Genomic DNA, 14,968 nt, shown 5'->3' with positions numbered 1-14,968 from the left:
TTTACAACCGAAAAATAAAAAATGCCGTTCAGGCTTAACTGAACGGCATTACAGCTAGTGGCTGCCTTTTTCGCTATTGAATTCCAGTCTGCAGGTCTGGCAATCATTGAGTTGATTACGGCCGATGGGGATTTCAAGACGCGATGTACCGGCTGGCTAAATCCCATTGCATCAATCGGCAAAACAAAAAAGCCGTTATCGGAAATGTGATAACGGCTGTCTTCGCTTCAATGCTTAAATTGTCGGCACTACTGTGGGTAGACCAGCTGCAATTCCTCTAAGCCCGCATGGCTGCCGGTTTCTTGGCGGAAGGTGTGAGATTCGAACTCACGGAGGACTCGCATCCTCGCCGGTTTTCAAGACCGGTGCATTCAACCGCTCTGCCAACCTTCCGTAGCCGGAATTATACCGAAGTCGCCCCTGATTGCCGAATGATGAATGGCAAATAAACGGTTAATCGCGTAAAAACAATTGCTGCAGGTCGTTCAGGAAGCGCCGGCCGAGTTCAGTCGGCCGAATCATCCGGTGATCACGATACAGCAATCCCTTCTGTTCGGCTTCGTCGAGTGCCTGGCCGATTGCATTGATCGTCATGCCGGTGCGCTCGGCAAACAGGTTGACTTCGAAACCGTCGTTCAGACGCAGCGCGTTTAGCATGAATTCGAATCCAAGCTCGCTTCGTTCGATTTCGAATTCTTCCTGTACCGGCGATCCCTTTGCCATATTTTCCAGATAGGCTTTTGGTTGCTTGTAGCGCATCTGCCTGATGATCCGATGCGGAAAAGACAGTTTGGAATGTGCTCCGGCACCAATACCGAGATAATCCCCGAATTGCCAGTAGTTCAGATTGTGCCGCGCCTGACGGCCGGCCTGCGCGTATGCGGAAACTTCATAGTGTGCATACCCGGCGCTGCTGGTCCGATGCTGGATCATGTCCTGCATTTCCGCGCTCATGTCGTCATCCGGTACAGCGGGAGGATACTTGGCGAAGTACGTGTTCGGCTCCAGTGTCAGGTGATAGAGCGACAGATGCGGTGGCGCAAACCCGATTGCTGTTGCGACGTCCTCCGCCGCCTCATCCAATGTTTGGGAAGGCAACGCATACATCAGGTCGAGATTGAAGTTATCAAAGGCGGCATGAGCAATGTCGACTGCCCTTCTGGCTTCATCGCCATCATGGATGCGGCCGAGTGCCTGCAAATGACGCGGATTGAAGCTCTGGATACCGATCGAAAGGCGGTTGATGCCACTGGCGCGATACGAGCGGAATTTCTCCATTTCGAACGTGCCCGGATTGGCCTCCATCGTGATTTCGGCGCGGCCGTCCAGTGGCAACAAAGTCCGTATATCGGAAAGCAAGCGGTCCACTCCGGCTGCCGACATCAGGCTAGGCGTACCGCCGCCGATAAAAATCGTGTAGATCTTTCTTCCCCAGATCAGCGGCAATGCGGCCTCAAGGTCGCTGCGTAACGCGTCCAGGTATTCCTTCTCCGGAAAACCGTCCCTGGCTTCGTGGGAATTGAAATCGCAATAAGGACATTTTCGTACGCACCAAGGAAAATGCACATACAGCGACAATGGCGGCAGCGCCGTCAGATGCAGTGTGCCTGGCCCCAGGAATGCCGTCGCGGCATCGACAGGAGCCGGTGCGGTTTTGGTAGTTGTACCGGAATTGACCGGCTTGATGGGTATCATCGCAATTTCTCCACCAGCACGCGCAGTGCCTGTCCGCGGTGCGACATTCGGTTCTTTTCCTGCGCGGATAATTCCGCCGCCGTCTTTTGCAATGAAGGAAGCCAGAAATGCGGGTCATAGCCGAAACCGCCCTGCCCGCGTGGCTCGGCGACGATGTCGCCGTCCCAGCGCCCTTCCGCAATGACAGGCTGCGGATCATCGGCATGCCGCACCAGGACAAGCACACAATAATAGTAGGCCGATTTGTCGGCCTGTGCTGCCAGTTCCTCGATCAGCTTTCGATTATTGCGCAGGTCGGACCTGGGTTCGCCGGCGAATCGCGCCGACAATACGCCGGGCGCTCCGCCAAGCGCATTGGCGCAGACACCGGAATCGTCAGCCAGCGCCGGGAGACCGGTCAACCGTGATGCGTGTCGTGCTTTCGCGAGCGCGTTCTCGACGAAGGTTGGATGCGGCTCCTCCGCCTCGGGCACATTAAACTCGCCCTGCGTACGAAGGTTGAAACCGAGCGGGCCCAGCAGTTCGCCGAACTCCTTCAGTTTGCCGGCATTATTCGATGCAAGGACGATGGTGCGGTTCATGATGTCAGTTTGCTCCGGCATGAACCGGTGCAGATATTCGCGGTGTGTCAGGACAGCCCAAGCGCCTTCTTTTGCTGCACGATCAGCTCACCGATACCTTTCTGCGCAAGGTCGAGAAGCGTGTTCATGGTAGCGCGATCGAAGGCAGCGCCTTCGGCCGTACCCTGCACTTCGACGAAGTGGCCGCCGTCGGTCATGACGACATTCATATCGGTATCGCAGTCCGAATCCTCAATATAGTCGAGATCCAGTACCGGCCTGCCGCCATGCACGCCGACCGAGACCGCGGCAACGAAATGCCTGACCGGCATTGCCGTGATGACGCCACGGTTCAGCAAGCCGGCAAACGCATCATGGGCTGCCACCATTGCACCGGTAATCGCCGCAGTGCGGGTTCCGCCGTCGGCTTGCAGGACATCGCAATCGAGTTGAAGGGTTCGTTCACCGAAGGCATCCAGATCGAACGCGGCGCGCAATGAGCGGCCGATCAATCGCTGAATTTCCTGAGTGCGCCCGGATTGCTTTCCCTTGGCTGCCTCGCGGTCCATGCGGGTGTGGGTGGACCGCGGCAGCATACCGTATTCCGCAGTCATCCACCCCTGCCCTTTTCCCTTCAGGAATCCCGGCACTTTTTCTTCGATGCTTGCTGTGCAAAGCACACGCGTGTCACCGAACTCGATCAGGACGGAGCCCTCGGCATGCTTGGTGTATTGACGGTTAATGCGGACGTTCCGCAATGCATCTGCGGCTCGTCCGCTAGGACGATTTTCAAGCGACATGGAATTGCCTAATTTTTAGATGTGAGGCGGGAAGACTTCTCGATTGCGCCACGGATTTCCTCGATCGCCTTTTCAATGTCGGAATCGTTGAATACGTCGGCTTGTTCCAGATCCGCATGACGCGGCGCCTGGATCGTCGTGGTGACGCTTCCCACCGGTAGTGTATGAGTGGTGATAGTGCTGTTTGGATCCTGCAGGTTATGCCCGCCTTCCCACATAAGGGCCAGTGCGGTGACATTGTCACTCGCCTTGCCGGCGATGCCGGTGGCGGTCGCGAGCAGTTCAGGCACAGCCCTGACCACCGTGTTGTTCTGCAGGCGCTGAGCCAGTACATGGTCAGGCAATACGGACCACAAACCGTCGGAACACAACAGTATCACGTCGCCCGCCTGCAGGCTGGAACGGCGCGACAGTTCCACGATCGGCATATTGGGCGCACCGAGACAATTAAACAGCTTGTTTCGGTCCGGATGGGTATCCCGTTCCGACGGATCGACCTTACCCTGCGCAATCAGCGTCTCGATGCGGGAATGGTCCCTTGTGCGGGCCAGTATCTGGCCCTGCCGCATCCAGTACAACCGTGAATCGCCGCAATGCGCCCAGAAAGCGTTTCCATGCTGAATCAGGCAGGCGACGATCGTTGTGCGCGGCGTCTCAGGCAGATTATTGATGGCCCGATAGCGATGAATCTCGCGATGCGCGGCGAAAAAACTGTCCTCGAGGAACCGCTCCGGTTTCTTTATGTATGGATTGGCATTCTGCTGGAACAGGGATCCTACGGTCTGCAAAGCGATGGTGGCGGCCATTTCACCCTGGATATGCCCGCCCATGCCGTCCGCAAGAAGCAGCAGCAGCGCGTCGCGCGTGAAGCTGTATCCCATGCGGTCCTGGTTGTTCTTGCGGCCACCGATATGGCTTTCCTGATATACAGAGAATCGCATGAGCGTGTCCGGTTACTTTGTATGTTCCTGGATGGTGGTGCCGATAGCTGCCGAGTTGCGGCCGAGATTGGCAAACAACCCCTTCAACCTGGTCGAGACTTTTTCCAGGATGTCCGCTTCCTTTTTTTCCGATATCGGTTCCCGCAGCGCCTTCTGCAACGCGAATACGCTCTGCGGGCGCTCCAGAGGATCGACGCGCAAACTCCATCGAATCACCTGGATCAATTCGCGCGAATACATGCTTTCCAGCTTGCGGAAGTGATCGTCCATCTTGTCATTGGTCTTGCGCTGATCCGCTGGCTGCGGCGGTGCGCCGACCATGCACGCGAACATCGACGCGCCTATGCTGTAAATATCGGTCCAGGGACCAAGATTGCCGTTCTTTACGTAGAGCTCCGGCGGCGCAAAGCCCGGCGTGTACATCGGATACAGCTTCGGCATATCCGTTTTCAGCGTCTGGCGCGCGGCCCCGAAATCCAGCAGAATCGGTGTGCCGTCCATGCGGAGGTAAATATTGGCCGGCTTCAGGTCGAGATGCAGCAGCTTGTTGGTATGCACCTCGCGCAGGCCGTTCATCACCTGATTGAACATCTTGCGAATGAAGCGCTCCGACACCAGCGGACGTTCGCCCTTGTCACGGCGGCGCAGGATATGGTCCTGCAGCGAGCGCCCCGACTCGTAGGCCATCACCATGTACACGGTGTCATTGGCACGGAAAAAGTTGATCACACTGACAACATTGGGATGTGAAATACGGGCCAGCGCTCTCCCTTCCTCGAAGAAGCACTTCAGGCCGATCCGGAATACGGGAAGATTTTCCGCGGAGATCGCCGGCACCAGCTCGCCCGGCTGGCGCAACGCCAGCGAACTCGGAAGATACTCCTTGATCGCAACGGCATTGCCGTCTTCATCATAGGCAAGGTAGACAATACTGAACCCGCCTGACGCAATCTTCTTTACAATGCGATATCCAGCTATTTCAAGCCCATCCGGTAACGGAGCGTTGTTTTGCGCGGCCATAGTGTCCTAATGATTCACATTCGGTTTCACATGCAAGTTTCACATGCAGAGATTACCTGCGATTGTGTTGACAAATCCCTGTTTTGTAAAGAAGAAGGCTGAATTTTGACTATATCGAGCATGACCGGATACGCGGTCGTCACACGCGAAACAACAGCGGGCACGCTGACAATCGAAATCAAGAGCGTCAATTCCCGCTTCCTTGATCTGCAATTCCGCATCAATGATGAGATGCGTGCCTTCGAACCAGCGTTGCGCGAAGCCATCATGGGCCGGATCGGACGCGGCAAGGTCGAGTGCCGCTTGAGCTTCGGGCGCAAGGCGGCAAGCGGGACTTCGCAGGCTCTGAACATCCCGCTGCTGCAAATACTGTCCAGGCTGCAGGACGACATTCGCGAACAATTTCATGACGCGCAGCCGCTCTCCGTGCATGAGCTGTTGCGCTGGCCTGGCATGCTCGAGGAAGCCGACTCAAACCAGGAGTCGCTGCAGAGTGACGTTGCTGCCACGATGGCCGACGCAGTCGATGCGTTCGTCGAATCACGCAACCGTGAGGGCGCGGCATTGCAGGCGATGCTGCTGTCGCGTGTCGACGACATGGACGCCATTGTCAAACGAATCACACCCATGGTGCCGCAGGCGATTTCGCAGTTCCAGCAGAAGGCGACGGAACGCATGCAGGAAGCGCTTGGACTTGCCATTCAAAACGGCGCAGCGACCACGTCCACCTTGTCGCGCGAAGAGGCGCTGGAACGCATCAGGCAGGAGGTCACGCTGTACGGCATCCGCATCGACGTCGCGGAAGAGTTGTCCCGCCTGTCCGCGCACCTGGCGGAAACCCGCCATATCCTTGCGAAAGGCGGCCCTGTCGGCAAGCGGCTGGATTTCATGATGCAGGAGCTGAACCGGGAAGCCAACACGGTTGGCTCCAAGGCAGCCCTGAAGGAACTGTCGGATGCATCGATGTCAATGAAACTGCTGATTGAGCAGATGCGGGAACAAGTTCAGAATCTTGAATAATTTCCCCATTCAATAATTGCCCAACCTCTTCGCCGAGCCTCTTCATGTCAGATTTACATTCTTCCTCCGGCAGCCTGTTCATGGTCGTTGCGCCATCCGGCGCTGGAAAGTCGACGCTGGTCAACGCCCTGCTCGCCCAGGAGCCGTCAATCAAACTATCGATTTCCTACACGACCCGCGCTCCTCGCCCGAAAGAGCAGCATGGGCGCGAGTATTACTTCACGTCCGTAAGAGATTTTCTGACAAGACGGGAATCCGGGGAATTTTTGGAATCCGCCGAAGTCCACGGTAATTACTACGGTACATCACGCCTGATGATTTCGGACCAGATGAGGGCCGGCACCGATGTGTTGCTGGAAATCGACTGGCAAGGCGCCCAGCAGGTCAAGAAGCAATTTCCCGATGCGGTCGGGATTTTCATCCTGCCGCCATCCATCGCCGTCCTGGAAGAGCGCCTGAACAAGCGCGGACAGGACGATCCGTCGGTCATCACCCGTCGAATTCTGGCTGCCGGAGGGGAGATCGCACACGCGCCCGAGTTTGAATATGTTATTATTAATCAAGAGTTTGCGACCGCTTTAGCCGAATTGACAGCCGTTGTAAAAGCCAGCCGTTGTCGGTATGCGCGGCAAGCTGCACGAAACACATCCCTGTTCGCCCAACTGGGCTTGCACGGCACATTGACTTAATCCACCAGGAGCATGAATGGCCCGCGTCACTATTGAAGATTGCTTGCAAGAAATCCCTAACCGCTTTCAGCTTACGCTCGCTGCGACTTACCGCGCCCGTCAACTGCTGCAGGGGCATACGCCGAAGCTGGAAGCCAAGGACAAGCCGACCGTCATAGCGCTGCGCGAGATCGCGGCCGGAAAAGTCGGGATTGAAATGCTGAAGAAAGTCCCGAGTTAAATTCCACAACCATGAAGCGGCTGATATCCTCAGTTTATGAACCTGACACCCACAGATTCAACCTTATCAGTTGCTCTACCTAACCGGGCGGCATCCGACCGCTCGGCCAACAGAAATACCGACCCCAACGGTGCCGATCCGAATGGTGCTGTTGCCGGCGTCGCATCCGTCACCCAACTCAATGCAAAGCTCGCCGAATACCTGACTCCTTCTGAATTGAAGAAGGTGAAGGAAGCGTATCGCTTTTCCGACGAAATGCATCTCGGCCAGATGCGTAAATCCGGAGAGCCGTACATCTCGCATCCGATTGCCGTCGCCGAAATTTGCGCGGACTGGAAACTGGATGCGCAGGCAATCATGGCTGCGCTGCTGCACGACGTGATGGAGGATCAGGACGTCAAGAAGGAAGAACTGATCGAACGTTTCGGTGCGCCGGTGGCGACACTGGTCGACGGACTGTCGAAGCTCGACAAGATCGAATTCCAGAGCCAGATCGAGATCCAGGCTGAAAACTTCCGCAAGATGCTTCTGGCTATGGCGCGGGACGTGCGCGTCATCCTGGTCAAGCTGGCCGACCGCCTGCACAACATGCGCACGCTCGGCTTCATGTCGCCGGAAAAGAAGCGGCGCATTGCGCGCGAGACGATGGAAGTGTATGTGCCGATCGCCCATCGGCTCGGCCTGAACAACATATATCGCGAACTGCAGGACCTGGCGTTTTCCCATCTGTACCCGGTGCGCTACAAGACGCTGTCCAAAGCCGTCAAGGCGGCGCGCGGAAACCGGCGCGAAGTCGTCAGCAAGATTCTTGATTCCGTAAAAAACACGCTGGCGGCAGCAGGTGTCCAGGCACAGGTCTACGGCCGCGAAAAAACTCTGTTCGGCATCTATCGCAAGATGCGCAACAAGCACTTGTCCTTTTCGCAGGTGCTGGATGTCTACGGATTCCGGGTTGTGGTCGACAGCTTTGCCAACTGCTATGTCGCATTAGGCACGCTGCATGCGCTTTACAAGCCGATGCCCGGCAAATTCAAAGACTACATCGCCATTCCGAAGCTCAATGGCTACCAGTCGCTGCACACCACACTCATCGGCCCCTACGGCACGCCGGTGGAGTTCCAGATCCGCACGCAGGAAATGCACCGCGTCGCCGAATCGGGCGTGGCGGCGCATTGGCTGTACAAAAACGAAGATGCCAGCCTTTCGGACCTGCAGCAGCGTACGCACGCGTGGCTGCAATCCCTGCTCGATATCCAGAAGCAGACCGGCGATTCGGCTGAATTCCTGGAACATGTGAAGGTCGACCTGTTTCCGGACTCGGTCTATGTGTTCACACCGAAATCCAAAATCATCGCCCTGCCCCGTGGCGCCACGGTGCTGGATTTTGCCTACACCATCCATACGGATATCGGCGACCAGTCGGTTGCAGCCAAGGTGAATCACGAGCCGGCTGCCTTGCGGACCGAACTGCGCAACGGGGACATCGTGGAGATCGTCACTGCGCCCCATTCACGCCCCAGTCCGAACTGGCTTACCTTCGTTCGTACAGGCAAGGCGCGGTCTGCGATCCGGCATCACCTGCGTACGGCAAATTTGTCCGAATCGACCGAACTTGGCCGCCGTCTTCTGGCACAGGCGTTGACCGCACTGGCAATCGAGCCGGACCTTGACCCGGGCCTGGTGGAGAGACTGCTGAACGAGTCGAGCGCCAAATCGCTCGATGAACTGCACGCCGATATCGGTGTCGGCAAGCGCATGGCGATGCTTGTGGCAAGGCATATCGCCGGATTGTTGGAAGGGGCCCATGATGGCGGGGCCGTCAACGACAATGCCGAGCGTACACCGAGACTGGATCCGGTCATCATCACCGGGACGGAAGGGGTGTCGGTGCAGCTGGCACCGTGCTGCCAACCCATTCCCGGTGATGCCATCATGGGCCAACTACGGCGCGATCAGGGTCTGATGGTGCATGCCATCGATTGCGATACCGCCAAACGCCAGCGCTCCAAGGAACCTGACCGGTGGATAGAACTTGCATGGGGAAGTGATTTGCCCCGCCGCTTCGACTGTCGCATCAAAATACTGGTGCATAACGAGAAAGGCGTTCTTGCCCGCATCGCAGCCGAAATCGGCGAATCGGATGCCAATATTACCCATGTCGGCATGGACAATGACCAGGATCACTCTCTGACCCAGCTGCGATTCACGATCCAGGTGGAAGACCGCGTACATCTTGCGCGCCTGATGCGCAATATCCGGCGCATTCCCCAGGTTGCCCGCATTCTGCGCGAACGCGGATAATGCATTGACGCGTTCGTTCAGTGTGCCTGCATTTGCTTGTGCATGCGACGCAATCCCATCCACACACCCGCAGCAATCAAGGGCAGCAAGACGCCGGTCGCCATGTCCGGATTCACCGGCCATCCGGCTGCCTTGGCGGCCTTGCCTGCATAGTTGAACAGGCCCGCCAGATAATACGAAATAGCCACGACCGATAGCCCTTCCACGGCTTGCTGCAACCGCAGCTGCTGCGCGGCACGGATGTTCATGGATTGCAGGATCTGCTTGTTCTGCTGCTCCTGAACGATGCCGACCCGGGTACGCAGCAAGTCGTTGGTATGCGCTATCCGCCCTGCCAGGGCCTCCTGCCGACGGGCGATGGAATCGCAGGTATTCATTGCCGGCGTCAGGCGGCGCTCCATGAATTCCTCCACCGTGGGGATGCCTTCGATTCGGCTTTCGCGCAATTCCTCGATGCGCGCATGCACCAGGCGTACATATGCCTGGGAAGCAGAGAAGCGGTAGCTGTTGTCGAGCGAGAGCTTTTCGATCCTCGCGGCCAGGCCGGTAATTGTTCGAAGCAGTCGTTGCTCTCCGTCGGCATCCGCCGCTGCGGTCCCGACGCCTGCGCCACCGGCCGTATCCGTATCCACCATCGCAGCGGTGAGCCTTGCCAGGTCGGCTTCGATTGCATTCAAAACCGGCGTCGCATGTTGGGCGTGCGGTAGTCCCATCAGCGCCATCATGCGATAGGTTTCGATTTCGAGAACCCGCTGGACCAACCGTCCAGCCTGTTGTTCCTGCAGTCCGACGTCACGGATGACGAAACGGCTAAATCCGTCCGACTGGATAAGAAAATCGGTCCATACTTCGCCGCCCTGAAGCACTCGGCTGCCGACCAGCAGATTCCCTTCCAATATGCGGCGCAGTTGGAGAATGAACGCTTCCGCAGGACCCGGCGTACGGTCGAGCAGAACATGGGCTGCGACCATAACCTGCCCTTTCAGCGCCAGCATCCAAGCCTCGGGCACATGAAACAACGGCGCCCTCGCGAAGCCATCGGCGAGCGACAAACCGTCATCGATACGTTCCGCAAATGTGTAGGTGGCGAACTCGGTATGGCATTCCCATTTCAGGCGGAAGCGGCCAAAGTCGTGGAAAAAGTATTTGGCATCCGCGCCGGGAAGCCGACACGCCGAAATGCATGCACAAGGCTGCCAGGGTCGCATGCTGGTCGGCTGCAGGAAGATGCTGCCCTGCGCTGTCACGGGCGTACACCGCCAGGTGACTGATGCATTCAGGAGCGTCCAGCCGCAAAAAAGGACGTGAGTGCACTTCTGCTGCCAGAGGCACCCGCAGTGGATGATTGAGACTTGAATACGTTATCGGCATGGAGTTATCGCGTTCGGAAGCAAATGCCCACGGCATTGTGTGCCGTATTTGTGACCGCGATTTTACATGACGCCGAAATCTGCCAGCCCGGAACCGGCCATGCGCCGCATGGCACGGCCGGCTCAGGGCGCGGGGTAGCGCACCTCGAGGATCGTCAATTCGTCCATGCCGGAAGGCGTCTTCAGCGGAACGGAATCGCCTTCGCGCGCCTTGGTCAGCGCGCGCGCAACCGGCGAAATCCAGCTGATCTTGCCATTCAGCGGATCCAGTTCGTCGATGCCGACGATCGTCACGGTATGCTGCTCGCCCCGCTGGTTTTCATAGGTGACCGTAGCCCCGAAAAAAACCTGGTCGCTGCCGTGATGCACGCTCGGGTCGACCACTTCTGCGATGTCGAGGCGCTTGGTGAGAAAACGGATGCGGCGGTCGATCTCGCGCAAGCGGCGTTTGCCGTAGATGTAATCGCCATTCTCGGAGCGGTCACCATTCGATGCCGCCCATGAAACGATCTTCACGACTTCCGGGCGATCGAAATCGATCAGTTGAAACAATTCATCCTTGATGCGCTTGTGACCCGCCGGCGTCATGTAATTTTTCGTGCCGGCCGGGATCGCCGGCAACCCGACATCAAGGTCATCATCGTCGTCGTTCTCGGATTCTTTGACAAATGCTTTGTTCATGGGAGATCGAAACTCTATGCAAGGCTAGCCGGCCGTGCCGGCAATGCTATCGCTCCACTCGAAAGCGGCTATCTGAAGGGCGTTGAAATCTTCAACGGGCAAATCCAGCTTCTGCAGCAATTCCGCGACCTGCGGCCCCGACTCCTTGATGTGCTCGATACACTGAACCAGTTGCAGCATGTCGCCGTAAGGCCCGGTGCGCGACAACAACGCCTGGCTTACTTCGTCCACTACCGAAATTTGCTCGAGGATTTTCTCCATCGGCAGACCAAACAAGGTGTCCATGAGGGACATGATGCCGACGGTGAACGCGGTATCGGCCTTGTTGCGGTTGCCAGGATAGAGATGTTGGGCCATCAGTTCCAGTAATTTCCCGCGGGTAGTGGCGAGCACCAGCAAGGGGGAGTTGACGCTGCCCGATTTACCCGGGTTGGCATAAAGAAGGATTTGCAGCCATCGCTGCAATTGCCGCCGACCCAATACCAGCAGCGCCTGCCCCAGGGAATCGATACGCTGGGTCACCCCTGCTGCCGGTGTGTTGACCAGCCGCAGGAGCGTCAGACCGAGAGAGGCATCCTGCTTGATCGTCCGTTCGATTTCCGCCGTATCGGCATCGGAAACGATCAATGCAATCAACTGCATGATCGCCAGTTGAGATGGCGATAATTTTTTGCCCGTAAGCACCACCGGTTTGGCGAAGTAATAGCCTTGAAAATAATCGAAGCCAAGGTCTAGACACTGCTGGAACTGCTCGACATTCTCCACTTTCTCAGCCAGCAGCTTCTTTTTCGCAGTTTTGAATTGCGTCGCCAGCCTGACCAGATCGGCGCTTTCCATGTTGACGATATCGACCTTGATGATCTCGACCAGGGGCAGCAGTTGCTGCACATCGTTTGAGTCGGCAATCACATCGTCGAGCGCGAAAACATACCCTTCCTTTGCCAGTTCGGCTACCCGGTTGATGAGGGCAGGCGTCACCTTCACGGTTTCGAGTATTTCGAGAACGATCTTGTCCTTGGGCAGGAACAGAATGATGTCGCTTAACAACACGGCGGCGTCGACATTCACAAATCCGCGTGAAGTCCCGATGACGTTTTCCATGCCCAGCTCAGACGCATGTGCAATCACCGATGCAGTAGCGGCAAGGTCGTCCGTCACGTTGGCAGGCCCCGCCGCCGCGCTTCGGAACAGCAACTCGTAGGCGGCCAGACTCTGATCACGATTCAATATCGGCTGTCGCGCAAGAAAAAATTCTTTGACACGGTGGGTGTGCAGCGAGGGGTCGAAAGCAGGTTCCGCCATCAGCAATGGATGTTCCGGTTTGTTGAGCCGCTGAACCGTCCGGATTCGGACGGCATTGTTTAAATCAATCGATGTCTGCCGGCATTAGCAAAGCCGGCACGTATTGTCCGTTCGATCACATTTCGCGGATTTGGTTGTGTACAAAATGGCATTTCGATGAGCCATATAAAAGTTGCCGTATTACAATATTTCATCTCATGCAGAGAGTCAATTCATACACGGCGCTTGCCCGTAAAAACCGCCATGGTCTCGCCGCTTTCGAGCGTAAAACCAGCGCCGTCATCCACGCCAAGGACTGATACCAGGTAAGGCATGATTTCCTTCAGCATCGGTTCCAGCGTGTAGGGTGGATTAATGATGAACATGCCGCTGCTGTGCAGCCCGAAACCATCGGGGGACGGCGTACTGATCGACAGCGTGACATTCAACCAGCCATTGGCGGGCAGTCGCTTCAACTTATCCGGAAGCTGGCGAGACTCCATGCGTTGCAATACCGGATACCACACCGCATAAGTACCGGTGCTGAAACGCGTGAGTGCATCGGCGAGCGTGTCCTTCACGCTGCGATAGTCCATCTTGTTTTCATACGGCGGATCGATGAGCACCAGGCCACGACGCGACGGCGGAGGAAGCAATGCCTTGAGCCCGGTAAAGCCGTCCCCGACCTGCACTATCACCCGCTTGCCACGCACTGTCGGACGTTGTCCCTGCGCTGCAGCATGGGCTTCCAGCTTGCGAAAGTTTTCTTCCAAGATCCTGCTGTCGCTTGGATGCAGTTCGAACAGCCTCAGCCGGTCCTGCTCGCGCAAGGTCCTGTCCGCGCAATAAGGCGAACCGGGGTAGTAACGCATCTTCCCGCTTGGATTGAGCGATTTGACCAGCTGCACATACTCCGCCACGGGTGCCGGCATATCCTTGCGGCTCCACAGGCGGGCGATGCCGGTTTCGTATTCGGCATTCTTGGCGGCATAGCCGGTATCCAGCGCATACACACCCGCGCCGGCATGGGTGTCGATATACATGCACGGCGTTTCTTTTTGCGCCAGGTAACGCATCAACTGAATGGTGACGACATGCTTGAGCACATCGGCATGATTGCCCGCATGGAAGGCGTGGCGGTAACTGAGCATGGAGGGCTAACGTGAAGAGGAATGGAAGGAAGCGCGCATTGTAACAACAGTCCTATTTTTCCATCGCCGAATGTTCGGCGTGACAAACACAATCGCTCCTGCTGGCCGCCCGCTCGAGGTTTTGCAGGATGCCGCATTGGCGTGCATCGAGATGATCCCGGCATGCATTGCGCAGCGTCTGGAGTTGCTTCTGCAACTTCTGGAGCGTCTCGATCTGGGCCTCGGTCTGCAGGAGGTGACGGTCCAGCATGGCATCGATCTGGTCGCAGGCCATTTCCGGATTCGCCTGAAAGCGTTGCAGGGTGCGCACATCGTCGAGCGACATGCCCAGGGACCGGCAATGACGGATGAACTGGAGACGCTCCGCATCGGCTTCACTGTACTGGCGATAGTTGCCGTCGGATCTCGGTGGCGTGGGAAGCAGGTGCTCCCGTTCGTAATAACGGATCGTTTCGACTTCGCAACCGGTGTGCTTTGACAATTCGCCGATTTTCATGATTCCTCCTTCAGGACGCTTGACTCTATAGTAGCTACAGGGTCTTAAATAGGCAATCATCACCAGGAGATTGCCATGTCCGACCATTGCTGCGCCAGTTCGTGCGCCCCCGCCGCCGCCCAGGATCCACGTTATCGCCGCGTACTGTGGATCGCCCTGTTCGTCAACATCGCGATGTTCGCGGTGGAATTGGTCGGGGGCGCACATTCCGGCTCCACTTCCCTGCTCGCCGATGCCGTCGATTTCTTCGGCGATGCGGCGAATTACGCACTGTCACTTGCTGTGCTCTCGATGGGCATGCTGTGGCGCAGCCGTGCCGCCCTCGTCAAGGGGCTTTGCATGGGCGGGTTCGGCATTTTCGTGCTGGCACGCACCGCCTGGAGCATTGCCGCAGGCACAACGCCCGAAGCATTCACCATGGGCGGCATCGCGCTGCTGGCGCTCGCTGCGAACCTCGGCGTCGCGCTACTGCTGTATGCATACCGCAGCGGCGATGCCAACATGCGCTCGGTGTGGCTTTGCACCCGCAACGACGCCATCGGAAACGCAGCGGTCATGCTGGCCGCGCTCGGCGTGTTCGGGACCGGCAGCGGCTGGCCCGATTGGGCGGTGGCCGCTCTCATGGGTGCGCTTGCCCTGAGCGCTTCGGTGAGCGTGGTGCGCGCTGCCCGGATGGAATTGGCTGCGGCGACGCCGGCGGTTGCCGTTCGCCGCCACGCCGGCCATGAACACTGATTACAAAT

14 protein-coding genes, 1 tRNA gene and 1 pseudogene are annotated in these 14,968 nt (G+C 57.4%); 5 read left to right on the top strand and 11 right to left on the bottom strand.

Translation table 11 applies throughout. From position 1 onward, the window contains the following. Positions 1–303: 303 nt before the first annotated feature. The 6 genes from VGU61_RS21325 to VGU61_RS21300 all read right to left on the bottom strand — a co-directional run bounded on the left by VGU61_RS21325 (position 304) and on the right by VGU61_RS21300 (position 5,016). Positions 304–393: transfer RNA gene (locus tag VGU61_RS21325), tRNA-Ser, on the bottom strand. Positions 394–453: 60 nt separating this feature from the next. After that, the gene (gene hemW, locus VGU61_RS21320) at positions 454–1,695 is read right to left on the bottom strand and encodes a radical SAM family heme chaperone HemW (protein WP_326861321.1); all 1,242 of its coding nucleotides are present in this window, start codon (positions 1,693–1,695) and stop codon (positions 454–456) included. Further along, entirely contained in the window at positions 1,692–2,276 is a 585-nt protein-coding gene (rdgB, locus tag VGU61_RS21315) for an RdgB/HAM1 family non-canonical purine NTP pyrophosphatase (protein WP_326861340.1), read from the bottom strand. The genes hemW and rdgB overlap by 4 nt, the downstream gene beginning before the upstream one ends. Positions 2,277–2,323: 47 nt before the next feature. After that, a complete protein-coding gene (gene rph, locus VGU61_RS21310; RefSeq protein ID WP_326861320.1) occupies positions 2,324–3,055 on the bottom strand; it encodes a ribonuclease PH in 732 nt (243 codons plus the stop codon). A gap of 8 nt (positions 3,056–3,063) precedes the next feature. Then, positions 3,064–3,996 (bottom strand): PP2C family serine/threonine-protein phosphatase, encoded by a 933-nt coding sequence (locus tag VGU61_RS21305; RefSeq protein ID WP_326861319.1) that lies wholly within the window; start codon positions 3,994–3,996, stop codon positions 3,064–3,066. 12 nt (positions 3,997–4,008) lie between these two features. Then, positions 4,009–5,016, bottom strand: coding sequence for a serine/threonine-protein kinase (locus VGU61_RS21300; RefSeq protein WP_326861318.1), 1,008 nt, complete (start codon positions 5,014–5,016; stop codon positions 4,009–4,011). Between the two features lie 120 nt (positions 5,017–5,136). Between VGU61_RS21300 and VGU61_RS21295 the strand changes: the two genes are divergently transcribed. From VGU61_RS21295 to VGU61_RS21280, 4 genes are read left to right on the top strand one after another with little or no spacing between them, the layout of a single operon-like run. Next, on the top strand, positions 5,137–6,036 hold the full coding sequence (locus tag VGU61_RS21295; RefSeq protein WP_326861317.1) for a YicC/YloC family endoribonuclease: 900 nt from the start codon (positions 5,137–5,139) through the stop codon (positions 6,034–6,036). 44 nt (positions 6,037–6,080) lie between these two features. Beyond that, positions 6,081–6,725 carry a guanylate kinase gene (gene gmk / locus VGU61_RS21290; RefSeq protein ID WP_326861316.1) on the top strand — a complete coding sequence of 215 codons (645 nt, stop codon included), beginning with the start codon at positions 6,081–6,083 and terminating at the stop codon, positions 6,723–6,725. Positions 6,726–6,741: 16 nt separating this feature from the next. Next, positions 6,742–6,945: a DNA-directed RNA polymerase subunit omega gene (gene rpoZ / locus VGU61_RS21285; protein ID WP_326861315.1), complete on the top strand. Its 204-nt coding sequence runs from the start codon at positions 6,742–6,744 to the stop codon at positions 6,943–6,945. Between the two features lie 36 nt (positions 6,946–6,981). After that, positions 6,982–9,246 carry a bifunctional (p)ppGpp synthetase/guanosine-3',5'-bis(diphosphate) 3'-pyrophosphohydrolase gene (locus tag VGU61_RS21280; RefSeq protein ID WP_326861314.1) on the top strand — a complete coding sequence of 755 codons (2,265 nt, stop codon included), beginning with the start codon at positions 6,982–6,984 and terminating at the stop codon, positions 9,244–9,246. A 17-nt stretch (positions 9,247–9,263) separates the two neighbouring features. Here the strand turns inward: VGU61_RS21280 and VGU61_RS21275 are convergent. The 5 genes and pseudogenes from VGU61_RS21275 to cadR form a co-directional block, all read right to left on the bottom strand. Beyond that, positions 9,264–10,617 (bottom strand): annotated as a pseudogene (locus tag VGU61_RS21275) (DUF3422 family protein). 122 nt (positions 10,618–10,739) lie between these two features. Then, positions 10,740–11,297: a transcription elongation factor GreB gene (greB, locus tag VGU61_RS21270; protein WP_326861313.1), complete on the bottom strand. Its 558-nt coding sequence runs from the start codon at positions 11,295–11,297 to the stop codon at positions 10,740–10,742. A gap of 24 nt (positions 11,298–11,321) precedes the next feature. After that, positions 11,322–12,599: an EAL and HDOD domain-containing protein gene (locus VGU61_RS21265; RefSeq protein ID WP_326861312.1), complete on the bottom strand. Its 1,278-nt coding sequence runs from the start codon at positions 12,597–12,599 to the stop codon at positions 11,322–11,324. 212 nt (positions 12,600–12,811) lie between these two features. Then, positions 12,812–13,729 (bottom strand): 23S rRNA (adenine(2030)-N(6))-methyltransferase RlmJ, encoded by a 918-nt coding sequence (locus tag VGU61_RS21260; protein ID WP_326861311.1) that lies wholly within the window; start codon positions 13,727–13,729, stop codon positions 12,812–12,814. Between the two features lie 52 nt (positions 13,730–13,781). Next, positions 13,782–14,225, bottom strand: a complete 444-nt coding sequence (cadR, locus tag VGU61_RS21255; RefSeq protein WP_326861310.1) for a Cd(II)/Pb(II)-responsive transcriptional regulator — start codon at positions 14,223–14,225, stop codon at positions 13,782–13,784. 75 nt (positions 14,226–14,300) lie between these two features. Here cadR and VGU61_RS21250 point away from each other — a divergent pair, with 75 nt between their 5' ends. Then, entirely contained in the window at positions 14,301–14,960 is a 660-nt protein-coding gene (locus VGU61_RS21250; RefSeq protein ID WP_326861308.1) for a cation transporter, read from the top strand. The last annotated feature ends 8 nt before the right edge of the window (positions 14,961–14,968 follow it).

Origin of the sequence: Noviherbaspirillum sp., from assembly GCF_035944575.1 — a bacterium.
Taxonomy (GTDB): domain Bacteria; phylum Pseudomonadota; class Gammaproteobacteria; order Burkholderiales; family Burkholderiaceae_D; genus Noviherbaspirillum.
The sequence above is the reverse complement of the archived record's forward strand: the minus strand, read 5'-3'. Positions and strand labels throughout refer to the sequence as shown.